A 23,326-nucleotide genomic window follows, 5' to 3' on the forward strand; every position below is an offset into this window, starting at 1 on the left:
GGTGGCAAGGCTTTTATGGGTATGTTTAATTACAGCTCAAAGTTATAGCTAAACTTCATACCGATAGTACGAGGCGCTGTGGTGTAGTGACCATAAACACGCTGTAGCTCAGGTAGTTCTTTGTTTAGCTCAGTATATTGTGACATACCTGCCCAAGACTTATCACGACGTACAGAAGTGAATGCATATTTATCGAATAAATTGTCTACGTAAAGCGTTGCAGACCACATATCACCAGTAATTTTGGCAGATAAGTTACTTAGTGCATAACCAGGTAATACTTCGCCGTCTGCTTTTAGGCCTACTTTGGTGATCACATTGCTTTGCGCTGTGATACCGTAGTTTACACTTAATAACTTATCACCTAAGACATCTTGCTCGTAACGAAGACCAAACGAGAATTGATGCTCAGGAGCGCCCGGTAAACGGTCGCCTTTAGCACCATCATAGTAGCTTTGGTACTGTGCTAAGTCATCGCCTAACACACCAAATAAGTAAGGTGCATCTTCGGTCAATTCAGCCTTTGCATACGCGTATGTCGCATATGCAGCCCAATTATCACCAATCATTGCGCGAGTAGAAAGTTCAACACCTTTCGAATTAGCAGAGCCTGCATTTGAGGTAATTAGCTCTTGGCCATTTACAGTGCTACTACCTACTTGCGCATCTTTCCAATCAACATTAAATAGTGCAGCATTGAAGTGTAGGCGGTTACGTAACCATGATGACTTAAAGCCTAGCTCGTAGTTGACTGTTGTATCTGGTTTGTAATCTTCTTCGTTTGGCAGGGCACAAACTATTTGTTGCTCAGGTAATACATCAGGGCAAGGAGCAATACCGTTACCACCACCAATACGGAAACCTTCACTCACAGTAAAGTAAGCAAGTACACCATTATCGAATGTATAGTTAGCATTAAACTTAAATAAGTTACCGTTATCACTAGCGCTCACATTTTCCATAACAAGGTTATCTAGTGAATCAAAATCACCAGAATAAAGCGGCGTTGCAGAGCCTGATGTTGTTGATACATCGTATTCGTAAAAACGAGCACCTAAAGTTACATCAAACTGATCTGTGATGCTGTAGCCGATTTCACCAAAAAGTGCTTTTTCAGTGGTTTCGCTATCTGAAATTAGAATGTACTCAAGGTCTTGTTCAACATTTGGAATACCACCACCCCAGTACTCAGTCAGACCCGGCGTGTACTCACGATCATCAGAGTAACTTTCTACTTTGTTGTAGAAGCCGCCTACAATCCAGCTAAAAGCACTATTACTATTTGAAACTAAACGAAGTTCTTGCGTAAATGTATCGCGATCTGAGGTATCGTGCGTGTAGCCAACAAAAGAAGGGAAGTCGGCATAACCTGACCAAATATCGTAAAGTAGATCAGTTTGATCGCGCTGACCAGACTGCTCATAGCTAGACCAACCAGATGCAGATACCAGCTCAGCAAAACCAAGATCTGCTTTTACTTCTAAACTTAATAAATCGTTTTCTTCTTCACCAGGCTCAAGTACACGAGCTACGTTTTCGTACTTTCCTGGGACACCTTGTAGTGCACTACTATCAGCAAGTGAGCCGTATTGCGATGTCGAGTTACCGCCATTTTCTTGCTTTTGATAAAAGTAGTTTAGCGTTGCATCAACATCTTCGGTTGCAAGCCAACGCAGTGATAAACGTGCTGTGGTGATTTGCTCATCGTTAACATCGCTTACGCTTTTTAAGTTGGCATTTACATCGCTGCTGTCTGAAAAGTCAGGGTTTGGGTTTGATACACCCGGTTCTTGAACCACGTGAGTGTAGTCAATGTAACCAGGGTTATCGTAATAATTTAAGCTAGCACGAAGCGCTAGTTTTTCTTCAATTAGCGGGGTATTGAATACAGCACCAAACTCACCGCCAGTGCCGTCACTTTCGTTAATGCTAAATACATCGCCTGTAATCTTACCTTCGGTGATATCAAGCTCAGGTTGCTTTAGTAAGTAACGAATTGCACCACCTAAAGTACCTGCACCATACAGTGTACCTTGTGGGCCAATTAGCACTTCAACACGGTCAACATCAGTTAAACGTAAGTCGATGCTCAGTGGAATTTCACCAACATAGGTTGCCACTGTGCCACTATCAGAAATACGGTCAGAGGTATTTGTATTCAAACCACGAACGATAATCGGAGAACCTTCACGACCACCTTGATCAGAAATTGTTAAGCCAGGTACCCAGCGTGCGACATCTTCTAGATCGCCAATGTTTTGGTCGCTAATTACATCGCCATTGAGCGCTGTGATATTAAGCGGTGCATCTTGCACAGAGCCTGCACGTCGTGTTGCAGTAATTTGAATAGTTTCAATTGATTTATCAACTTCGATAGCATCTTCTGCAGCAAACGCCATATTGCTATTGATTAAAACTGCAGAAATTGCACTTGCAAGTAGAGCAGGCTTAAAAGTGTTCATGATTGATTCCGACTTAGTTACAGTAAATTTATGCTTAAAAAATAGACATTACTAGTGATTTAAGCTTAAAAATTGATGATTTAGTGAATTTATATCCAATTATAATGTATTTTTATTCTTATCGTCCATGCGTTATTTGCAATTAAATGCAAAATAATTGAATAAATACTCTGTAAGGGATTAGCTGTCGGAATAAGGGCAATGAGTACAGCCATTACTACAGCAATGGCCGCGTTTTAAAAAGAACCAGCGGCTAAATACCATGTAGTTGTTTTGCATGGTGTAATCGAGATTTTCTATTAAATTACCTTGAGTAAAATAAGGCTTAGCAAAGGCAAGCTGCTGTTCAAGAGGCTGTTGGTAAAGTTTAGATAAAAATGAATTGATCTTTTTTATAGTACAGTCTCGGCATAAACATTCTGTTGCAGCCTCATCGAGTGGTAAAATGTTGGGCAGCTCATTACACCAACAGGCATTAATATTGTCGGCTTGGCAGTTAAGCGTTGCTTTGCATTGTGAGCAAGTAAGGGTTGTCATTAAATAAAAAGATGCTTTGAGATTGAAAAGGTAAGCATAGCAAATGGATAAATTAGACGCATTAGATGAGTTTGCCCGCTTTGGTGATAACCGATTTGAGGCAATCTCAGTAATTACCAGTACTCCAGACACGCAAGGTGGTATCTATACTCTGACGCAAGATGTTTTCTGCCAGGTTTTACAGCGTGTTATAGACGGCGAAATAGATATCGATGAATTAGAACTTTGGGCAAACGTAGTAGAGTCTAGGCAAGACATCGACGAAAGTGCCGTTGAAGGGGCTATTTATGCGCTAAGTAATAACGAGCAAATGGGTGAGTTGAGTACAAGTACGCTAAAGAAGTTATTAGCAGTGACTTTAGGCTGAAAGAATTTTATACCTTTCAGCCTAAGGCATTTACTGCTTGCTATTTATGGTAGCTTAAGCAGGTTTCCACTTCGTTCTTCGAACCTAAGATCACCGCCACACGTTGGTGAATAGCATCAGGTTGAATGTCCATGATGCGCTCAGTGCCTGTTGAGGCAATACCGCCAGCTTGTTCGATTAACATTGCCATTGGGTTTGCTTCGTATAATAAACGTAATTTGTTAGGTTTATTTGGATCTTTCGTGTCGGTTGGGTAAGTAAAAATACCACCACGGCATAATACACGGTGCACATCACCTACCATTGCAGCAATCCAGCGCATGTTAAAGTTACGACCACGCGGTCCAGTATCACCAGCAATTAAGTCATTGATGTAATTTTGCATTGCTGGTTGCCAATGGCGTTGGTTTGAAGCATTGATTGCAAATTCGCTAGTCTCTTCAGGTACGGTTGCAAAATCTTGCGTTAATAAGAAGGTACCGTGCGTTTTATCTAAGGTGAAAAAGCGTGTGCCTTTGCCGGTTGTTAACGCCAGCACGGTTGATGGGCCATATAATACATAACCCGCTGCAACTTGGTTTTTACCCGGTTGCATAAAAATACTAGGATCAGCCGGATCAGCCCCTTCAGGCGCCGCCATAATTGAGAAAATCGTACCAACGAGTGAGTTGATATCAGTATTTGATGAGCCATCAAGTGGGTCGAATGCAACAATGTAGTTGGCATCTGGATTACCCGCAACGGTGAAATCTTCTTCTTCAGAGGCAATGGCTTTTACGTAGCCCGATTCTAATAAAATATCTTTTAAAAGTTGGTTAGTTAGAACGTCGAGTTTTTTCTGTGTTTCACCCTGAATGTTTTCGTCTAGGGTTGAGCCTAATACGCCAGATAGGGCGCCTTGACCAACACGAAATGAAATTTCTTTACATGCCGCAAGTACCGTTCTGATCAATGAGATCAGTTCACGAGGGCAACCATCTTCTAACAATACCGGTGGGAGTCTACGCATTCTATTTTCCTGATAACGTTGTAGCCAGACATTTTTAGTGTGAGAGAGAATGTCTTAGCAAGCGCTGAATTTCGTCTTAAATAGCTGATTTTTCTTGGCGGTACTTTATACTGCTTAATACCTATACAGTATTTAAAACGCGAATAACAAAGATAAGATTATGCAAAAAATACCATTACTACGATATCTGCTCTTAGCTGTGCTACTTACTATGATAACTCAAGCACACGCAGCAATTAAGTCTATAAATGATTTTACTGAAAAAATGACTCATTTTTCAGGCTATTTTTCATTTTACTACGACACAGAAAACGGCAAATTGTATCTTGAGGTGGATAAACTCGAGCAACAATTTTTATTACAACAAAGCTTACCTTACGGTGTTGGTTCAAATGATATTGGCTTAGATCGCGGTCAGTTAGGCGATACTCACTTAGTTCAATTTGAGCGTTTTGGCGATAAAGTGATGTTAAGAGCTATTAATACTTATTACCGTGCTAATACTAATAACCTTGCGGAACAACAAAGTATTAAAGAGGCGTTCGCATCAAGTATTTTAGCGGGCTTTAGTGTTGTAGCTCAGTCAGACACTGCGGTACTTGTGGATTACACCCCTTATTTATTAAGCGATGTTCATGGTGTAAGCCGTCGTTTATCAGCAACCGGGCAGGGAAGTTTTAACTTAGATAGCAACCGCAGTGCGGTATATTTAGCACGCTCAAAAGCGTTTGAAAAAAATACTGAATTAGAAGCCGTGCTTACTTTTCAAGGTAATAACCCAGGTAAGTATGTACGCCAAGTGAGTGCAGACCCTTATGCACTGACAGTGCATATGCATCACTCATTAATTGAGTTACCGGACGATAACTACACCCCTCGCAAATTCCACCCCCAAGCAGGTTTTTGGAGCATTGAGCACAAAGATTATGCGGCAGCGCTGGGTGAGTCTATGTATGTGCGTTACATCCCGCGTCATCGTTTAGCGAAAAAAGATCCGAGCCTGCCAATCAGCGAGCCCGTTGAGCCGATTGTTTATTACTTAGATCCGGGTGTCCCAGAGCCAGTTAAAACAGCGTTACTTGATGGTGCTAAATGGTGGAATGATGCCTTTAATGCAGCAGGTTATAAGAACGCATTTATTGTTAAAGTGCTCCCTGATGATGCAGACCCTATGGATATCCGCTACAACGTAATTCAATGGGTGCACCGTGCAACCCGTGGTTGGTCGTATGGCAGCTCAGTGATTGACCCTCGAACAGGTGAAATCATCAAAGGTCATGTGACACTGGGTTCACTGCGTGTTCGTCAAGACATCCTAATTGCGGAAGCATTAGCAGCTCCCTATTTTGAAGGCAATGAAGTGGCTAAGCGTTTACAAGCCATGGCACTTGATCGTATTCGTCAATTAAGTGCCCATGAAGTCGGGCATACTTTAGGTATTTCGCATAACTTTGCAGCGTCAGTGGCAGACAGAGCCTCTGTGATGGATTATCCACACCCACTACTGAGCTTTAATGAGCAAGGTAAATTAGATGTAAGTCGAGGCTATGCTACTGGCATGGGCGTGTGGGATACCCAAGTGGTCAAATACGGTTATAGCGACTTCACCAATCAAAATGAAGCACAGCAATTGGCCGCAATTTTAGCTGAAAACAAAAGCAAAGGGCTGGAATTTATTTCAGACAGTGATGCCCGCGCTCAAGGTGGTGCTCACCCAACAGGGCATTTATGGGATAACGGCAGTTCACCAAGTGATGAGCTAATGCGTGTACTTGATGTTCGCAAACAAGCGCTGACGAGCTTTGGTATCGAAAACATCAAAACAGGCACTGCTTTATCACAACTAGAAGAAATACTGGTGCCACTTTATTTGTTCCATCGCTATCAAGTAGAAGCTGCGGTTAAACTAATTGCTGGTGTGAATTATGAGTACGAAGTACGTGATGGCTCACAACCAAAAGGGGCACAGGTTGTGGCAAAGCAAACGCAACAAGCAGCAGTGGATGCCTTACTTGCAACGCTAAAAGCCGAAAACCTTGTTTTACCTGAGTCAATATTAGCGCTGATTCCACCAAAAGCATATGGAGAATCTAAATCACGCGAAAGTATTGTTGGTCGCACAGGACTAACGCTTGATGCTATGGCGCTGCCTGAGGTTGCTGCAGCACATAGCTTGAGCCTACTTTTCAATAGCCAACGCATTAACCGTTTGGCGCAGCAGCAAGCACGAAGCGATGCATTTTATGGTTTAGATGCGCTATTAGCACAAACTTATCAGCAAGTTTTTGAGCAAAAAATTGCTTCAGGGATGGCAGGTAAAATTAGCCAACGTGTGCAGCTTTTAACGGCGAAACAGTTTGCTGACTTAGTGGCAAGCAATGAGGTGGCACCCGAAGTACAAGCACAGCTTCGTTACTACTTAGCTAAACTTGCAAAGAGTTACCAACAAGAATCAATGCTAGGCAGTGCATCCGTTGGTAACAGTGCATTTAAGCAATACTTAAGCGAGCAAATCAGCTTGTTTTTAGAAAGCGGTGAATGGCCTGCAAACTTTAAAGTGTTGCCAATGCCACCGGGTTCACCAATTTAATCCACCTTTCTTTTAAGACGCCTAGCATAGCTAGGCGTTTTACTTGCATAAAATTGGATATTTGCTAATCTAGCGGCCTTCCTTTTTTGTCTTTTTGAGGTGTATATGGCGTTCTTTTCTCGCTCGTTGTTAGCAGCGGCCATTACATTCTCTAGCTTTTCCAGCTACGCAACCCTAGAAAAAAAACAATGCGATGTAGAGCTAAGCCATGGCTTAATAATCACTGATGATGTCATTCGTATTGTTGATAAAGGTCAAACTCGCGTACAGATCAATAACGATAACCAATTGTTTATAAGAGGTTATTGGGTTGATTTAAGCCCAGATGAAAGCAAAGTTGTAGAGCAGTTCAGCCGCGGTATCAGGCAAACAGTCCCTGAACTTGTTGACTTGGCGACCGATGGTGTAAACCTTGGCTTAAGTGCCATCGAGCAAGTTGTTGAGGGCATGTCAGACAAAGAGCCCGAAGTACTAAAAACTCAGCTGCAATATGTTGAGCGTGCGCTGATGGATAAATTTAAGCGTGGTGATGACTTCTTCTTTATTGCTCCGCAGTCGCTGTCGAAAATAGATGACTTTTTTACCAAAGAAATCAGCCAAAAAATTCACTCTGCAGTGCATGGCTCACTTGGCGCTATTTTAGTCTCGTTAGGCGATGCTTTTAAATCGCGCGAAGGTAACATCGAAGACCGTATCAATGATATGGGGCAGCGTATGGATATCATCTCAAAAGAAATTGATAAATCACTACAAAAGAAAGCAGAGCAATTAGAGATGAAAGCCTCTGAGTATTGTGAGTGTTTGAACTCATTAGATGTCACCGAATCACGATTACAACAAATGGTGCCTGGTATGGCCGATTTTGATTTGGTACAAATAAAGTCTTAATGCGAATTTAAAACGAAAAAGCCCAGCAGTTGCTGGGCTTTTTCGTTTTAGTTGATTTAAATTAACTGAATTTAGCGGTTTCAGTTTCTAAATTGCTAGTAAGACCTTTGATCAAATCGGTTGCTGTATGGGCCTGATTTGATACATCAGCCGTTTGTGAAGCCGTGTCTGAGATAGTTACGATACGTTTGGCAGTGTCTTCACCGGCATCAAGCTGCTCTTTTGCAGCAATGGCTATCTGATGGCTCATTTGCGCGATGGCGCTGAGTGAACTGGCAACGCGTTTTAGCTCTTCATTGGCTTTAGTCGACTTTTCAACGGTTTGTTCACTGGTACTAATACTAAGCGAAACAGATGATTTGGCATCTTGGGTTGCAGCTTGTAGTTTGCCAATCATATTGCGGATTTCTTCAGTACTGGTTTGTGTGCGCTGAGCAAGCCCGCGAACTTCATCAGCAACAACAGCAAAGCCTCGTCCTTGCTCACCTGCACGGGCAGCTTCTATCGCTGCGTTAAGCGCAAGTAAGTTAGTTTGTTCGGCAATACCTTGAATAACACTGAGCACATTTGCGATGTTATTTACCTCATCATCTAGCACTTGAATATTATTACCAGCGCTGTCAATTTGCTGCTCTAAAAGCGCGATGGTATCAGCAGCCTCGCTGGTTAAGTGGCTGGCGCTTTGACCTTGTTGCTCAGCTTCTTGCACTGAGTAAGCGGCTTGTTCAGCATGTTCAACAACGGTTTGCGCTGAGGCTGTTAACTCGGTAATTGCTGAAGCTACCATTTGAGTTTCTTCGTTTAGGCTACGAGTGAGTTTATCGAGCTCAACAGAGCGAGACTCGTTATCAACACTTTGATTTTTTAAGCTATCTGTAACGCCTTTAATGCCGCCAACAACGCCACGTAAACCTTGCTGCATGTAATGCATGGCAGCAATAATGCTCTCAGGTGGAGCATCTTGGCGAATATATGAGTTTAAGTTGCCGCGAGAGACGTTTTTTACAATACCGATTACTTCATCAATTTCGCCGCCTAAGGCATTAGTGAGCGATGAGCCAAAGCGAGCAATAGCAAAGGTCAGTGCAATGGCAATAAGCATAGATAAGCCCAGCAACCACTTTGCAGTATTCCAATAACGTTCATCAACTTCTTTGGCGCTAATGCCTGTACCAACATACCAGCCAAACAGCGGTGTTTTTTGTACTACAGAGGTTAAATCAACGGTTTCACCATCTCGCACTGAATCCCAGTGATAGGTGATGATTTTATTGGTCGTGTTACCCACGAGATTTTCGACCATACGGCCGATACTGTTGCCGCTGGCATCTTTAAAATCGTTAAAGCTGGTGCCGTGTAGCTCTGGGTCGTGCGGAGTGGCGACAAAATCTAAGTTGTTGTCGACGACATACACATATTCTGAGTCGTGGTATTTATTTTCTCGAAGTACCTGAATAGCAAGCTTCTTTGCTTGTGCTTCTTCGAGTTGATTGCTTTTAACCATCAACTCAAATTGCTCAACAATATTGGTGGTGCTCTTCATGAGCTGGTTGATACGCGCGATGTTGTCGCTTTCGCTGGCATGGCGTAAAGATTGTAAGCCAAGTAACGCTATCGCAGATAACGCAATAAACATAGCGATAGCAAATAAGGTGATTTTTGTTTTTAAAGCTAATCCTGATAACACAGTCAGCCTCCTTTATTATTTCCCCTGTTAACTTTTACCACGTTTGTCTGGTTTTATTAAGGAAAAATGACAGCGTTATCATGACTTTTGCTCAAGTACCTATTTAGAGCTTCAGTTCGGCTTCTGTAAGGGCACGATATTCACCGCTTGCAAGGCTTTCGTCGAGGGTGATGTCAGCTATTTTTTCACGATGTAATTCAACAACTTTATTACCTACAGCCGCAAGCATTCGCTTAACTTGGTGGTATTTACCTTCGCAAATTGAAAGGCGTAAGCTGTAGCTTGCAAGTTTTTCAACAACCGCAGGGCGAGTTAGCTCTTTTTCGTTGTGCAATTGCACCCCTTGCTCTAACGCTGCAATGGCTTCTTCATCAATAGGTTCTTGAGTTTCAACTAAATACGTTTTGAATTTGTTATGCTTTGGTGCAGTAATTTTGTGTGACCAGTCGCCATCATTGGTGATGATTACTAACCCTGTAGTATCGATATCTAAACGGCCTGCAACATGAAAGTCGCTCATATTTGGTTCATCAAGTAAATCGAATACAGTCGGGTGAAGGTCATCTTTATTGGCACATACATAGCCAGCAGGCTTATGGAGCATGAAGTAGCGCTTACCTAAAAATACCAGTGGCTCGCCTTGCCAGCGCACGTCATCATCTTGGCTGATTGAATAATCAAATGAGGTGATCACCTCGCCATTCACAGTGGCGTATTTACGTTTGATACCTGCTTTGGTTTTGCTGCGAGGTAACTCGGCAATATGGCTAATAAATTTATCTAAACGGCATGGAAATTTCATTGGGATCACATTTTTAGTCGGCTACAATGGCGGCGAGTATAGCGGATACTAGTTACCTATGACAGTACAGCAAGGACAAATATTACAGCATTACCAAGCGCAAATAGCCAAAGGTGATTTGCAAGAAGACCGTGCCCAGCGCACAGCGATTAATGCTCTCGATAATCTAGCCACAGAATTAGCTGCACCAAGCCATTGGTGGCAAGGCGCTAAGCCAATAAAAGGGGTTTATTTATATGGCCCAGTAGGGCGTGGTAAATCTATGTTAATGGACGTGTTTTTCAAGCTTGTTAACACTGAAGCTAAACAGCGTTTGCACTTTCATCATTTTATGAAGCAAGTGCATGAGCGCTTAACTCAGCTGCAAGGGCAGAAAAATCCGCTGACGGTGATTGCTAAAGAGTGGGCAGAGCACATTCGCTTGATTTGTTTTGATGAGTTTTTTGTATCTGATATTGGTGATGCCATGATCTTAGGTGGCTTATTTAAAGCCTTGTTTGAGCAGCAAGTAGTGTTAGTGGCAACGTCAAACTGCCAACCGGAGCAGTTATATCGTAATGGTTTACAGCGAGCACGATTTTTACCCACTATCGATTTATTAAATGAGCATTGCCATGTTTTAAGTGTTGAAGGCGATACCGATCATCGCTTTCGCTTTGGCAAACAAACCGCACATTATTTTATTGGTAACAAAAAGGCGCTAACAGAGCGCTTTTTAAAGCACGAGCAAGCTATACAAAGGCAAACAACGATAGCGGTTTGCCACCGCGAGCTTAGCTGTGTAATGCAAGCTCAAGACGCCATTATGTTTGATTTTATGACGCTTTGCTCAGGACCTAGAAGCACCGCGGATTATATTTATTTGGCAGAGCGTTTTCAGCGCGTTTATTTACTCAATGTGCCGGTGATGGGGCGCGGAGCAACAGGTAAACAAATTGTGCATGGCATTGAAGATAGTTATCAGCGAGAAAAGCAGGATTTACAAGAACATTTTTTAGATGATGAAGCGCGGCGCTTTATTGCTTTAGTTGATGAGTTTTATGATCGCAGCCGATTACTGGTGATTTCGGCCGATGTGGGTATTAGCGATTTATATCAAGGCCAAAAACTGGCATTTGAATATGCGCGTACCGAGTCTCGGTTAGTTGGGATGCAAAGCTGGAAAAGATAAAAGGCGCAATAAAAATGCGCCTTTGATGTCAGCCTAGCTGGGGATCTTCATATGAAACGGTTAAAAGCTATATTGAGCACCTACATACACGTAGCGACCAGCACCACCGCCGTATGCGCTGTAGTAATTACCACGGCCATATGGATAAAAGTCACCTTTATTATCAAACACGTTATTCACACCACCGAATACGCGCAATTGGCTCTGTTCACCAAGTGACATGGTGTAAGACGCTGAAAGGCTGTGCTTTAAGAACGAACCATAATCTTGGTAGGCAAGTTTTTCTGGATTACTGATACAAGTATCTTCACCAGCCTCACAGCGGGCATCATTTTCGGCAACATACTCTTGATAATCTTCTTCAAGACTCTGGCTTGCTTTAAACGAGCCTAAGTAATTTGTACGCCAGCGAATACGCAAGTTATCGTTACGCCATGTAAGTGACATTGAGGCTTTATCTTTGCTGCTGCCGTAACCTGCGTAGTGACTGGTTACTAAGCTGCCATCAAGGCCTTCATAAGTTTGCGAGTTTTCGATTACATGGTTGTAATCTAGTTTAAACGATAACTGACCTAGGTTATCTAAGTCTAATTTGTACTGTGCAACCACATCATAACCACGTGCAGTTAGCTCATCGAGGTTATATTGACGCTGAAGAATTTTGATAATGTTACCTTCGCTATTACGGGTAATATCATTACAAAATACGTTGTCTTCACCCCATGCTGCTTCTGAGTCGTAACATTCACGCATGATGTTTTCATTGCTGATCTGCGAAATCGCATCAACAATAGCAATATCGTAGTAATCAACAGCAAGATTAAAGTTTTCTAAAAAGGCAGGAGCCACTGTCACACCAAAGGTATAAGTATCAGCGGTTTCTTCTTTTAGATTTTCGTTACCTGCCCCTGGAGAGTAACTGTTGTTCTCATCGCTAAATTCAAAGTTAGGATCAGCAGCAAGTTGCGCAGCTAACGTAGGTTCTTTGCGGCAGTTATCGTGACCTGCTTTAGTTGATGTTGCTGTTAAACCGTCACAAATATCATCATAGCTGTCGTAATCGCCACGCGGTGGTGACATAAGCTCAGTGATTGTGGGAGCACGTTGAGCGCGAGCGTAGTTTGCTCTAAATGCATAGCCTTCGATTGGTTCCCAAAATACACCTAGCTTGTAGCTGGCAACAGTGTTGACGTTTTCCATGCTGTAGTTAGCTAAACGTAATGAAGTTTCTGCGCTTAAATTTTTTGCTAAAGGAGCATCTTTTAAAAGTGGGATCGCAAGCTCTGCAAAGGCTTCATAGACCTCAACTTCACCATAAAAATTTGGTACATAGTTGAAGGTAATACCGCCTGCCTTCATGTCGTCGCTGGTTGATAGGTCTTGGCTGTCTTTACGGTATTCACCACCAAATACTGCGGATACTGAGCCTGCTGGTAATTCAAATAAATCACCCGCAACGTAGCCAACTACACCGTATTGTTCTATTTCGGTATCAATAATTGGGTTGGTACGGATCCAAGCAGCCATTTCTTCGGTGATAGAGCCCTCACCAAATAAGTTAATTGGCACACAGCCTTCAGCGCGAGCTGCTTCATCAATACATTGAATGGTGCCATCCGCTAATTCTTCTGCTTGCAAAGCTTGATTAAGTTTTACAGTATTTAATTCATTGCTACGAATTTGGTGTTGGGTAAAACGACCATAACTTGCAGATACATCCCAGTCCCACTCGTCGTTAAATAATGTGCCTTGGAGACCTGCCCAACTACGAATCGTTTTACGGGTATTATCAGTGCTAATATTCCCCACTTCACTGAAGCGGCGATCCCAATAAATACGATCTTTGTATGGGTTGGCATCGAGGATTTCTTGCGGAACATATGGGTTGTCGATAGGGATATAACCCGGTGCTACATCTGCAAGGGGCTCGCCAGTGGTCGGGTCATAACGCGGTACATACGCACCTTCGTATTCATCTTCAGGCGACTTATTGTTAAAAGAACCACTTTCACTGTATTGAACTTGCGCGTAGAACATTACATCGTCAGTTAAATCGTAATCAATTTTAACTGCAGCAGATACGTTATCGCTTGGTACATCAAGCATCACGTATTGCCTAGAATTCACACCGTAAATTTCTTCGTTGCCTTTCCAGTCATCACGTAGAGTTTGGCCGTCATACCAAAATTGCGTGTCGTTACGGCTGTTTTCTAAGAACACACCGCCAGGAATACCATCACTTTTGCTAACCCAATCAGCTTGTGTGATGTCACGCATACATTGATAACCGTCTTTTGTGAGCATCTGATTACACATTTGCTCATCGTCGTAGCGGTAAGAATCTTCGATTTGTGCGCGTTTACGATCGTAAAAAGTCATACCGAAATCACGGTCCCAGTTGGCACTGAAATAGGCGTAACCGCGATCTTCAGCAAACGAGGTACCGTAGTTTAAATCAAGGGTAAATTCTTTACCGCCGCCATCGGTGGTTTCACCTGTGTTCGCTTTAAAATCAAAGCCTTCTTTTTTGGATTGGGTGATAATATTCACCACACCTGCTACAGCATCGGCACCATAGGTTGCAGATGCACCACCACTGATTATTTCAACGCGCTCAACCATACCGCTCGGAATGGTATTTAAACTGACATAGTTGCCACTGTAGCTGTTTGAAACAACACGACGACCATCAATCAATGTTAGGGTACGGTTAGCGCCTAAATCTCGAAGCTGTACTGTCGATAAACCGGTCGCTGAAACACTTGATTGGCTGGTGGTATTACCTATGCTCTCGCTAAGAGCTGGCATGTTATCAACCAAAATGTCTGATAAGTTGGTTAAACCTGTATCGGCAATGGCTTCGCGGTCCATTGTGACCAGCGGTGTTGGAATTGAAAAGCTATCGCGTTTAATACGAGAACCCGTAACAACGATTTTTTCCGGCTCTTCAGTTTGTTCATTAGCTGCTGGAGTGGTGTTGGCAGGGCGGGCAATCTCAGCCTCATTGGCAAATGCATGTTGGCTAAAACCACTGGCAACAGCAAGTGCAATAGCACAAGGTTTGGTTAGTAGATTTCTCACAGGCGTTCCTAGTTGTTTTATTTTTAGTTTTTAGAACCAGAGTGATGCTCTTTTAAGGGCAGTTAAAATTTACAGTGAGCAACACTCTGGTTGGTCGGTATTGACGTAAAAATTTTTATAGAAATGTGAACCTAACTACAATCTTAGGTGGCTCGTTTATGTCTCTATTTTATATCTATTGAATATCTATTTATTTAAAATCAGCGAGTTAAGAAATGTTCATTGTTAACTGTTTTGCAACGTTAAAGCTGGTGAAAGGGCTGCTTTTACGATAAATTGATAGGGCTTTATACTGCTGTACTTCTAAAATGGGGTTTTATTTAGAGTAAATGGAAACATCTAATCGCGTTTATCAGCTGGGCTCATGTATTGTTAACCCACTCGAAAATAAACTGATCTGCAATGGTAGTGAACAGCTTTTGCAGCCTAAGTTTATTGAGTTGTTAGCTTGCTTAGTTGCGCGTTACCCCGAACCCATCACCCGTGAAGAGCTCATCAATAGTGTTTGGGAGGGCAATTTTTACGTGGGTGAAAAAGCCTTAACAAATGCAATTTGGCATTTACGAAAAGCATTTAAGGAACTCGATCCAGAACAAACTTACATAGAGACACTGCGTAAAACGGGTTATCGCGTTTTATTAAAGCCCGAGCCAATAGATACAGCCGATAAAGAAAACCCAGTGGGTTTTAGTATCACTACTGCGCAAATACGCCAGCTGTTTGTGGCTTTGTGTGTCATTAGCTTGGTTGTGATGTATTGGTTGTTCTCTTCGCCTGTAAAGCAAACTAACTCAAGCTTTGTGCTACCGCTTAATAGTATCGAAAGCGTGACGGCAAGCCCTGGTCGTGAGATTTATCCTTCAATTTCTGATGATCAGCACTATTTGGTGTATTCATGGCGACAGCTTGGTAAACCAAATAACCTATATTTACGTGATTTACATTTTCCAGAGCACCCAGCAAAGCAATTAACGGACTCACCTTTTACAGAAGGGCGCTCTGTGTTTAGCCCAGATGCAAACACATTATATTATTACCGTATGGCGTCAGATGTTTGTGAAATTGTAAAACTCTCTTTGGTAAATGCCACCAGTGTCGTGCTAGGGGAGTGCAGTAATAACTATGCGCCTGATCTTGATATCAGTAGTGATGGTAAAACCTTGGCCTACATTGTTGATCATACAAGCAAGACAGGTGATTATGTCACTCGTATCAAACTGCTCGATTTACAGGCAAAACAAACAAAAGAAACAGTTATTCCTTGTAATGATGACTGCGAAACTGTGTATGAGTCAGTGTCGTTTTCGCCAGATGCACAGCGAGTTGTGGTTACGCGTAATGTTAAAAACAACCAAAAAGCGCTGTTTTTAATAGATGTAAAAACAGGGCAAAGCCAACGGCTAACTCATGATTTTGTTGATATTCATGGTGTAGATTGGCATCCGTCTAAAGAGCAATTGGCGTTTAGTGCAGTTGAGGGCGGTAAACGTTATGGCTACTTCTTTGACATTAAGAATCAAACCCTAATCAACACGCAAATTGCGGGCATGAGTTCACCTAATTACAGTAGTGATGGTAGTGTTTATTACCATCAGTGGGATTTAGATAAGGTGATCACGCGTCTGAAAATAGACGAACAAGTGGCCAACTCGCCGTTTTCTATGTTGTCGACCAATTTTAGCTCGCTATTCCCTGAATATAATCAGCAGCAAAATAAACTACTGTATGTGTCCAATGAATCTGGCAGTTCACAGCTTTGGATTGTTAACCCTGATAGCAGCTCGCGAAAGCAGCTTACTGACTTTGCACATAACACGGGGGAAGTTCGTGATCCAACCTGGTCAGCCGATGGACGCTATATTTTGTTTTCATTGTATGACAATGGCAGTACCCGCTTATATATTTATGATTTCAAAGTAGAGCAAAGTCAGCAAATCAAACTGCCATTTAGTCATGCAATTAAACCCAAGTTTAGCGCTGATAGCCAGCATATTTTAGTTTCTGATGGTGACTACTTATATCGTTATGACTTAACAGGTAAAAGCCTAGGTAAAGCTGTTGAAGTGCCTGCGCAGTATGGCGTTGAAACACAATCAGGCGATATTTTATTTACCAACTCGCGCCATGCTATTTGGATAAAACATCATGATACGGGTGTTGAAGAAATGCTGGTGAACGATGTTAAGTTGGCGCGCAGTTATGCATGGTTGCTGGTGGCAAAGAACGCGTATCATGAGGGGCGTATTTATTATTATAAAGAACGCTTAGGTGATTACCGTATTAGCTACTATGACTTAGCAAGTAAGCAGCATCATGATTTAATTGCCTTACCGGAGCGAGCTTATAGTCGCTCATCGGGTTTGACCTACATACCCAATGAGCGTTGGCTAGTTTACACTGCGTACTTATCGCCTGAGATAGAAATCAAGCGCTTACCGGCAGCCTATTTGCCAAAGTAATTAACACTTACGGTAAATATCAGCATCCATATCGTAAATATTAACGCTTAAGCTATACGAGCGGCGGCAGTATGTTCTTAAGCAACTTAATAATTGCTCACTGAGCATTTGCTTTTGCTCTATGGTTCTGCCTGCCATGATTGATGCGCCGATGTGAATAAAGCCATCTTTGCCTTCACCTAATTCGTAATGCTGATAAGCAATTGCACGAGTCTTTATGGTCGAAAGCTCAAATAAGCCTGAGTCAAAAACGGCTTGGTGAACTTTTTCAACTAACACTTGTGGCAGAATTGGCAAGTCTTCTGAGTGTTCTATAACAATGTGCGGCATGGGGTCTTCCTTAAAAGCGGTAACTAAAACCGATGTTTGTCTGAAATTGGTTTAACACATCACCATCAAAGTGCCATAGACATTGGTCGTCTTCTGATGTTGGCAATGTGCACGATACGTTACTTGCATTATTTACAATAGTTGCCAGCCAGCGAGTTTCAACATAAACCCGTGCTTGTTCAGTAAATAAATAATCTGCGCCAGCATAAAGGCCAGAGGTAAAATATGTATCAGAGTCGGCAAAGTCAGTGTTGACGTGGTTTGCGCCAATTTGGGCACCAACAAAACCAACTATACGGTCAGCTAATGGCACTTCTACGGCACTTTGAAATAGCAGGTATTGCATCTCGACTTGCTTGTTGGTTTGGTCTTTCATATCAAGCTCGGTTGCTGAATAAAAGAACCCATAGCGAGCATTATCAATGGTTCTATCTAGGCTGACAGTAAAATGGCTGTCATCCTCAAGCTCAATTTTTAGGTTTTCTTCGGTTTGCACCGAGTTAGTAAAGTTTTTGCCGAAACCAGCGCTAATAGAGTAGTCAGCGTGAGCTGTACTACTTAAGAACATTAAACACAGTAAACCAAGCGATTTTTTCATTGTTTAGGTGCTCGTTGTTGAAGATATTTTGAGATAGTATTGAAACATAGCAAGCAAATCGTTGTAAACGGACAACTATCGCTTTTTAATAAGGAACACTAGGATGAAGTTACTAAAATTAGCTGCACTTACTGCGCCACTAATTTTGTTGAGCGGTTGCTCGGATGATGCTGCTTCGGTGAGTTTGGGGTTATTTACGACCAAAGATATTAAAGTGGTATCACAACAAGACCCGCTGATCAGCGGTGTAACTTGTCACATTAGCCATATTGAAGCGAACCTTGATTTTGCTGATCCATCCGATATGTCTATTGCCTGTCGTCAAACAGGCCCCATTACCGCTGACCAATTACAACAAATTGATCGCAGTAAATCGGGCGAAGTGGTATTTAAATCATCGAAAAGTATTTTGTTTAAATCGTTAAAAGTACGTCGTATTTATGATGCGCCAACACGCACACTTTTATATTTGTCTTATTCAACGAAAGAGTCGAGCGGTAGCCATCATCATGCTTTATCAACTGTGCCTCTTTACAATACGGATGCATGGCAATGGGCACAATCACAAGAGTAATTTATGTTAGCGTTATTTAAGTCAGCCCCACTTGTTGATGAGCAAGAGCAGCAGTGGTTAATCGATACCTTTTTATGGGCTGTTGAACACTTTGATAGTGAATATTTTTTAAAACACACACAAATCATTTTACCTAACGGGCAGTTCTTTCCGGATAGGGTGTCGAGCGTCAATGAAATGGCTGAAAAGGTATTTAGCCGAGTTGTTGATTATGCGGGGATGCAGGCGTGGCCAATTAACTTAGTTGCGCCATCTGGGCTTACACCGCAGGTGTTTCCGCATTTTGAATTTCAAGACAATTTACGCGGTAGCGAGGCGAGCTTAATTTTGCCGGCAAATCATCCGGTGAATATCTCGTTTAACCCGAACCAAATCAATCAACCGCAAGATTTAGTGGCAAGTTTTGCTGGTACCTTAGCGACCATTTTGATTCACCATGTGGGTGTCTTACCTCCTGGCGGTAAAGAGTACTTACCGCAAGCAAGCGATGCGTTGGCATGCTATTTAGGCTTTGGGGTGATGATGAGTAATACGGTGTATCAATTTAAAGGTGGCTGCGGCTGCGGTTATAACCCTTATGCCAATCGCCAAGCAGCGCTGACTGAGCCACAAACGCTATTTATGCATGCGCTGGTTACGCATTTTAAAGGGGACAATCAGTCGAAGAAGTTTTTAAAACCCCATTTACGCAGCCAATATAAAAAAGCGCAAAAGCAAATTAAAGCATTGGTGAGTGACAGTGCAAATCCGTTGTTATTAGCATTAGATGAACAAGCAGTAGGGTAATATTGAGTGCAGTATTTAGATGAGTTTTTATTGATAGCCATAGCTCACTTTTTTGCGGTAGCAAGCCCAGGTCCTGACTTTGCAATTGTACTCAAGCAAAGTATTCAACAAGGTCGTAAAAATGCGCTTTGGACCAGTGCTGGGGTTGGTGCGGCTATTTTGCTGCATATTGCTTATTGTGTATTAGGTGTGGCATTAATTCTATCCCAGTCACCTAGCTTATTTATGGCTTTAAAATACCTTGCAGGGGCTTATTTGGCATACTTGGGTGTGCAAGCTTTACGAAGCGCAAAACCTAGCGATAGTAAACAGCAAACCCTTGCCCCTGCTGAGCCTGAATCTGTGTATAAAGCATTTCGACGCGGTTTTTTTACCAATGCCCTTAATCCCAAAGCAACACTGTTTTTTATGTCGTTGTTTACTCTTGTAATAAGCCCTGAAACACCTGTTGTAGTGCAGGCTGGTTATGGCGTGTATATGGCAATGGCGACTTGGCTATGGTTTTCATTTTTATCATTGGTGTTATCAAAAGCATCAGTGCGAGCATTTTTCTTAAAAAGCGGATACTGGTTTGATAGAGGCATTGGCGTGATCTTAATTGCCTTAGCTATTCGCGTTGTTGTGTGAGGTAAGTATGGCGCTATATAACTTTTCATTTGGTTCAAATATGTCATCGAGCAGATTGCTGGCAAGGTTACCTGAAGCAAAGCGGGTAGGCACAGCTATTTTAAAAGGCTATGAACTGACGTTTGATATGGTAAGTACCGACGGCTCTGCAAAGTGTAGCGTGCGCAAAACAGATCAGGCAGATGCCTTGGTATATGGTGTTGTGTATCAGTTAAACGAAGCTGAAAAGTCGATTCTTGATGATATCGAAGGGCCGCGTTATGACTGTGTAGATATCACCGTTGAACTACTAGATGGCGAGCAACTTGCTGCCCATTGTTATATCGCTAACACCTTAGATGAGTCTTTACTGCCATTCGACTGGTATCTTCAGCATGTTCATCGCGGAGCGCTTGAAGCAGGTGTACCAAATCATTACAGTGAAGCAATACTCGCAAGACCAAGTTGCGATGATCCAGATAAAACTCGGGCAGCGAAAGAGTTCGCTATTCACAACAATAAAAATCACCAAGGGATATTATGATATTTCGTAAATTAGCCGTTGCAGCGGCGCTGTTATCGAGCTGTTCGTTTTACAGTTATGCCGATATTGATACTAAAAAAATTGAAAAAGTAATCGAAACGTCAATGGCACGTTTTGACGTACCGGGTATGGCTGTAGCGATTGTTGAAAATGATCAGGTCGTGTTAGCAAAAGGTTTTGGTGTATCTCACCTTGATACCGGTAAAAAAGTAAATAAAGACACCTTATTCGGTATCGCGTCAAACACCAAAGCATTTACCGCAGCAGCGTTAGCTAAATTAATTGATGAAGGTAAGCTTAGCTGGGATGACAAAGTAATTGATCATCTTCCTGAGTTTCGTCTGTATGACCCTTACGTAACACGTGAAATGACCATTCGCGATTTATTAAGCCACCGTAGCGGTTTGGGTTTAGGGCAAGGCGATTTAATGATTTGGCCAGATACTGACAAATCGATTGATGAAATTATCGCAGGGCTAAAATACTTAAAACCAGCGAGTAGCTTTCGTAGTAAATATGCCTATAACAACTTAATGTTTGTGACTGCAGGTGAAGTGGTAGCCCGTGTATCTGGCATGAGCTGGAATGATTACATCGAGAAAAATATTCTTCAGCCACTTGATATGAAAAACTCACGCGCAGGTTTTTCACGTATTCCTAGTAGCAATAAAAACTGGGCGACGGGTCATATTCCAATGGATGGCCAACTACACCCATTTTTTGTGAACTACCTTGAAGATTTCCGTGGCGCTGGTGCGATTGCATCAAGCGTAAGCGATATGAGCCAATGGCTACGCACGCAGCTTGCACATGGCAAAATGCCAAATGGCCAGCAGTTATTTACTGAAAAGCAGCAGCAACAAATGTGGCACCCGCACATTACCTCAATAGCATCAAAAAGTGCTTATGAAGCTTACCACCAACAATTTAGAGGTTATGGTTTAGGCTGGAGCATTGAAGATTTCCACGGCATTAAAAAGCTAGGCCATGGTGGTGGTATCTTAGGCATGGTGTCTCAAGTGACATTATTACCAGAGAAAAACCTCGGTATTGTTATTTTGAGTAACCAGCAAGCATTCAGCGCGCTCTCTGCGGTGACTTACGAAGTATTAGAAGATGCATTAAATCTTGAAGATAAAGACTGGGTTGAAGATCTTGCTAAAAAGCATTTTGAAGGTAAAAAAGAAGCTTACGCAAACGCAAAACCAGAAACACCTGCTGATTATCAAGCGAAACTACCAAACATCAATTACACAGGTACTCTGCACGATAACTGGTATGGTGATGTGGTAATCGAGGAGTTAAATGGTCAGCTACGTATTGATTTTACTCATACAAAGCGTTTGAAAGGCCAGCTTGAGCATTACACAGGCAATACGTTTATTGTGAAGTGGGATGAAAAGTTACTCGAAGCAGATGCTTACATTGAGTTTCAAATGAGCCCAGATAACCGCGTGAGTAGTGCAAAAATGCGCGCTGTCTCAACGGCGGTGACAGACTTTAGTTTTGACTTTAGGAATTTAGATTTACGCGCTAAAAAGTAAACCAAAGTCGCAAAGCCACCATTAGGTGGCTTTGTTATACTGGGGGAAAATAATTCAAGGAGCGTATTATGAGAACGGCAGTTATCTCACATCCATTTTGTCGTAAACATAAAATGATTGAGGATCACCCCGAATGCCCCGCGCGTTTAGATGTGATCACCGACCGCTTGCTAGCAAGTGGTGTTGATATAGCAATTACTCACTTACAAGCTCCTAAAGCCAGCCGCGACGACTTTTTACGTGCTCATGATGAACCTTTGGTAAGCCATGTAGAGCAAACAATTCCCGCTGAAGGACTTGCTGAATTAGACGGTGACACTTGGTTGTGCCCAGATTCAATGAAAGCAATTGAACGAGCCGTTGGTGCTGGATTACTCGCCGTTGATGAAATCCTTGCTGATAAACTGGATGCCGCATTTTGCTCGGTTAGACCACCAGGGCATCATGCAAACCGTAGCACCTCTGCAGGGTTTTGCGTTTTTAATAACCTAGCCATTGCCGTGAAATACGCGCAAAGCAAAGGTGTTAAACGTATCGCTATTTTGGACTTTGATGTACACCACGGTAATGGCACGCAAGATATCTTTTTAGATGATGACAATGTGTTGTTTTGCTCTTTGTTTCAACACCCTTTTTACCCAAATACTGCGGTTGAAAATAACGCGACTTTAGTTAACTCACCGCTGCCAATTGCCAGTGATGGTAATGACTTAAAAGCTGTTTACCTTGAGCAGTGGCTACCAAAACTCAATGAATTTAAACCTGAACTGTTGTTTATTAGTGCAGGTTTTGATGCTCACCTCGAAGATGACATGGCAAGCCTGAAGTTTGTTGAAGATGATTACGCATGGCTAACCACGCAATTAGCTGAATTTTGTCAGCAGCAAGATTGCAAAGGGATTATCTCTTATCTTGAAGGGGGTTATGCTTTATCAGCCCTTGGCCGTAGTGCCGTTGCGCACATTAAAGCGCTGGTGGATGCGCCTTAATCTGCCAGCATCGCAAAGGCTTGCGTTGGTGTAAGCCGAGTAACCTTACTTAAACAGCATACTCCCTCTTGTGCTAGGTGATCAGTCACTCTATTAGCAAGCTCTAAATCAGTTAATGCTTTCACGCTTTCTCCTTGCAAGTTGACATAGTGCCCTGTTGCCAAAAGTAGCATCGCTTCTTGTTGCTGCTCTTCACTTAAGCCATATAAAAAGCTTTCTATATCGGCTTCGTCTTCAACTAATGCTAATTCATGGTCTGAAAAAATAATCTTAGGAAATGATGAGTGCATTTATTGTCCTGT

At 42.4% G+C, this 23,326-nt stretch carries 20 protein-coding genes; 11 read left to right on the forward strand and 9 right to left on the reverse strand.

Annotated elements, in window-relative coordinates; genetic code table 11:
* Positions 1-29: 29 nt before the first annotated feature.
* Together EXT43_RS01620 and EXT43_RS01625 are read right to left on the reverse strand one after the other, a co-directional pair.
* Positions 30-2,462, reverse strand: a complete 2,433-nt coding sequence (locus EXT43_RS01620) for a TonB-dependent receptor (protein WP_062566464.1) — start codon at positions 2,460-2,462, stop codon at positions 30-32.
* Between the two features lie 180 nt (positions 2,463-2,642).
* Positions 2,643-2,999: a DUF5522 domain-containing protein gene (locus EXT43_RS01625; RefSeq protein WP_062566463.1), complete on the reverse strand. Its 357-nt coding sequence runs from the start codon at positions 2,997-2,999 to the stop codon at positions 2,643-2,645.
* 43 nt (positions 3,000-3,042) lie between these two features.
* Here EXT43_RS01625 and EXT43_RS01630 point away from each other — a divergent pair, with 43 nt between their 5' ends.
* Positions 3,043-3,366, forward strand: coding sequence for a hypothetical protein (locus tag EXT43_RS01630; protein WP_062566462.1), 324 nt, complete (start codon positions 3,043-3,045; stop codon positions 3,364-3,366).
* Positions 3,367-3,406: 40 nt separating this feature from the next.
* Here the strand turns inward: EXT43_RS01630 and EXT43_RS01635 are convergent, their stop codons facing one another.
* Positions 3,407-4,375: a class 1 fructose-bisphosphatase gene (locus tag EXT43_RS01635; protein WP_054561004.1), complete on the reverse strand. Its 969-nt coding sequence runs from the start codon at positions 4,373-4,375 to the stop codon at positions 3,407-3,409.
* Between the two features lie 160 nt (positions 4,376-4,535).
* Here EXT43_RS01635 and EXT43_RS01640 point away from each other — a divergent pair, with 160 nt between their 5' ends.
* Together EXT43_RS01640 and EXT43_RS01645 are read left to right on the forward strand one after the other, a co-directional pair.
* Positions 4,536-6,965, forward strand: a complete 2,430-nt coding sequence (locus tag EXT43_RS01640) for a zinc-dependent metalloprotease (RefSeq protein ID WP_062566460.1) — start codon at positions 4,536-4,538, stop codon at positions 6,963-6,965.
* 105 nt (positions 6,966-7,070) lie between these two features.
* Positions 7,071-7,853: a YggN family protein gene (locus tag EXT43_RS01645; RefSeq protein WP_054551020.1), complete on the forward strand. Its 783-nt coding sequence runs from the start codon at positions 7,071-7,073 to the stop codon at positions 7,851-7,853.
* Positions 7,854-7,914: 61 nt separating this feature from the next.
* On the opposite strand, the gene EXT43_RS01650 is transcribed toward EXT43_RS01645, so the two are convergent.
* Positions 7,915-9,489, reverse strand: a complete 1,575-nt coding sequence (locus tag EXT43_RS01650) for a methyl-accepting chemotaxis protein (RefSeq protein ID WP_062566597.1) — start codon at positions 9,487-9,489, stop codon at positions 7,915-7,917.
* 154 nt (positions 9,490-9,643) lie between these two features.
* Positions 9,644-10,342: a 16S rRNA pseudouridine(516) synthase RsuA gene (gene rsuA, locus EXT43_RS01655; RefSeq protein ID WP_062566459.1), complete on the reverse strand. Its 699-nt coding sequence runs from the start codon at positions 10,340-10,342 to the stop codon at positions 9,644-9,646.
* A 58-nt stretch (positions 10,343-10,400) separates the two neighbouring features.
* Here rsuA and zapE point away from each other — a divergent pair, with 58 nt between their 5' ends.
* On the forward strand, positions 10,401-11,513 hold the full coding sequence (zapE, locus tag EXT43_RS01660) for a cell division protein ZapE (protein WP_062566458.1): 1,113 nt from the start codon (positions 10,401-10,403) through the stop codon (positions 11,511-11,513).
* 60 nt (positions 11,514-11,573) lie between these two features.
* On the opposite strand, the gene EXT43_RS01665 is transcribed toward zapE, so the two are convergent.
* Positions 11,574-14,594, reverse strand: coding sequence for a TonB-dependent receptor (locus EXT43_RS01665; protein ID WP_062566457.1), 3,021 nt, complete (start codon positions 14,592-14,594; stop codon positions 11,574-11,576).
* A 329-nt stretch (positions 14,595-14,923) separates the two neighbouring features.
* Here EXT43_RS01665 and EXT43_RS01670 point away from each other — a divergent pair, with 329 nt between their 5' ends.
* Entirely contained in the window at positions 14,924-17,053 is a 2,130-nt protein-coding gene (locus tag EXT43_RS01670; protein WP_130166211.1) for a winged helix-turn-helix domain-containing protein, read from the forward strand.
* Here EXT43_RS01670 and EXT43_RS01675 read toward each other — a convergent pair whose 3' ends face one another.
* Both EXT43_RS01675 and EXT43_RS01680 read right to left on the reverse strand, forming a co-directional pair.
* Positions 17,054-17,383, reverse strand: coding sequence for a 5-carboxymethyl-2-hydroxymuconate Delta-isomerase (locus EXT43_RS01675; RefSeq protein WP_054560998.1), 330 nt, complete (start codon positions 17,381-17,383; stop codon positions 17,054-17,056).
* Positions 17,384-17,393: 10 nt separating this feature from the next.
* Complete coding sequence (locus EXT43_RS01680) at positions 17,394-17,981, reverse strand: outer membrane beta-barrel protein (protein WP_130166212.1); 588 nt, start codon at positions 17,979-17,981, stop codon at positions 17,394-17,396.
* 103 nt (positions 17,982-18,084) lie between these two features.
* Between EXT43_RS01680 and EXT43_RS01685 the strand changes: the two genes are divergently transcribed.
* The 6 genes from EXT43_RS01685 (at position 18,085) to EXT43_RS01710 (ending at position 23,024) form a co-directional block, all read left to right on the forward strand.
* Positions 18,085-18,555: a CreA family protein gene (locus tag EXT43_RS01685; RefSeq protein WP_055196731.1), complete on the forward strand. Its 471-nt coding sequence runs from the start codon at positions 18,085-18,087 to the stop codon at positions 18,553-18,555.
* Between the two features lie 3 nt (positions 18,556-18,558).
* Positions 18,559-19,341, forward strand: a complete 783-nt coding sequence (locus EXT43_RS01690) for a hypothetical protein (RefSeq protein ID WP_062566454.1) — start codon at positions 18,559-18,561, stop codon at positions 19,339-19,341.
* Positions 19,342-19,347: 6 nt separating this feature from the next.
* Positions 19,348-19,968: a LysE family transporter gene (locus EXT43_RS01695; RefSeq protein ID WP_054560994.1), complete on the forward strand. Its 621-nt coding sequence runs from the start codon at positions 19,348-19,350 to the stop codon at positions 19,966-19,968.
* 7 nt (positions 19,969-19,975) lie between these two features.
* Entirely contained in the window at positions 19,976-20,491 is a 516-nt protein-coding gene (locus EXT43_RS01700) for a gamma-glutamylcyclotransferase family protein (protein WP_130166213.1), read from the forward strand.
* Complete coding sequence (locus EXT43_RS01705; protein ID WP_130166214.1) at positions 20,488-22,035, forward strand: serine hydrolase; 1,548 nt, start codon at positions 20,488-20,490, stop codon at positions 22,033-22,035. The genes EXT43_RS01700 and EXT43_RS01705 overlap by 4 nt, the downstream gene beginning before the upstream one ends.
* A 68-nt stretch (positions 22,036-22,103) precedes the next feature.
* Positions 22,104-23,024 carry a histone deacetylase family protein gene (locus EXT43_RS01710; protein ID WP_130166215.1) on the forward strand — a complete coding sequence of 307 codons (921 nt, stop codon included), beginning with the start codon at positions 22,104-22,106 and terminating at the stop codon, positions 23,022-23,024.
* Here the strand turns inward: EXT43_RS01710 and EXT43_RS01715 are convergent.
* Positions 23,021-23,314 carry a hypothetical protein gene (locus EXT43_RS01715; protein WP_130166216.1) on the reverse strand — a complete coding sequence of 98 codons (294 nt, stop codon included), beginning with the start codon at positions 23,312-23,314 and terminating at the stop codon, positions 23,021-23,023. The two genes, EXT43_RS01710 and EXT43_RS01715, sit on opposite strands and share 4 nt — an antisense overlap.
* Between the last annotated feature and the right edge of the window lie 12 nt (positions 23,315-23,326).

This window comes from Pseudoalteromonas sp. CO109Y (assembly GCF_004208935.1).
In the GTDB taxonomy this organism is placed as follows: Bacteria; Pseudomonadota; Gammaproteobacteria; order Enterobacterales; family Alteromonadaceae; genus Pseudoalteromonas; species Pseudoalteromonas shioyasakiensis.

Excerpts from the sequence above, each read along its gene's own strand:
- rsuA (WP_062566459.1), bottom strand. The coding sequence starts at position 10,342 with ATGAAATTTCCATGCCGTTTAGATAAATTTATTAGCCATATTGCCGAG.
- EXT43_RS01680 (WP_130166212.1), bottom strand. The coding sequence starts at position 17,981 with ATGAAAAAATCGCTTGGTTTACTGTGTTTAATGTTCTTAAGTAGTACA.
- EXT43_RS01620 (WP_062566464.1), bottom strand. The coding sequence starts at position 2,462 with ATGAACACTTTTAAGCCTGCTCTACTTGCAAGTGCAATTTCTGCAGTT.
- EXT43_RS01635 (WP_054561004.1), bottom strand. The coding sequence starts at position 4,375 with ATGCGTAGACTCCCACCGGTATTGTTAGAAGATGGTTGCCCTCGTGAA.
- EXT43_RS01670 (WP_130166211.1), top strand. The coding sequence starts at position 14,924 with ATGGAAACATCTAATCGCGTTTATCAGCTGGGCTCATGTATTGTTAAC.
- EXT43_RS01630 (WP_062566462.1), top strand. The coding sequence starts at position 3,043 with ATGGATAAATTAGACGCATTAGATGAGTTTGCCCGCTTTGGTGATAAC.
- EXT43_RS01625 (WP_062566463.1), bottom strand. The coding sequence starts at position 2,999 with ATGACAACCCTTACTTGCTCACAATGCAAAGCAACGCTTAACTGCCAA.
- EXT43_RS01675 (WP_054560998.1), bottom strand. The coding sequence starts at position 17,383 with ATGCCGCACATTGTTATAGAACACTCAGAAGACTTGCCAATTCTGCCA.
- EXT43_RS01650 (WP_062566597.1), bottom strand. The coding sequence starts at position 9,489 with ATGTTTATTGCGTTATCTGCGATAGCGTTACTTGGCTTACAATCTTTA.
- EXT43_RS01690 (WP_062566454.1), top strand. The coding sequence starts at position 18,559 with ATGTTAGCGTTATTTAAGTCAGCCCCACTTGTTGATGAGCAAGAGCAG.
- EXT43_RS01705 (WP_130166214.1), top strand. The coding sequence starts at position 20,488 with ATGATATTTCGTAAATTAGCCGTTGCAGCGGCGCTGTTATCGAGCTGT.
- EXT43_RS01640 (WP_062566460.1), top strand. The coding sequence starts at position 4,536 with ATGCAAAAAATACCATTACTACGATATCTGCTCTTAGCTGTGCTACTT.
- EXT43_RS01645 (WP_054551020.1), top strand. The coding sequence starts at position 7,071 with ATGGCGTTCTTTTCTCGCTCGTTGTTAGCAGCGGCCATTACATTCTCT.
- EXT43_RS01700 (WP_130166213.1), top strand. The coding sequence starts at position 19,976 with ATGGCGCTATATAACTTTTCATTTGGTTCAAATATGTCATCGAGCAGA.
- EXT43_RS01710 (WP_130166215.1), top strand. The coding sequence starts at position 22,104 with ATGAGAACGGCAGTTATCTCACATCCATTTTGTCGTAAACATAAAATG.
- EXT43_RS01685 (WP_055196731.1), top strand. The coding sequence starts at position 18,085 with ATGAAGTTACTAAAATTAGCTGCACTTACTGCGCCACTAATTTTGTTG.
- EXT43_RS01715 (WP_130166216.1), bottom strand. The coding sequence starts at position 23,314 with ATGCACTCATCATTTCCTAAGATTATTTTTTCAGACCATGAATTAGCA.
- zapE (WP_062566458.1), top strand. The coding sequence starts at position 10,401 with ATGACAGTACAGCAAGGACAAATATTACAGCATTACCAAGCGCAAATA.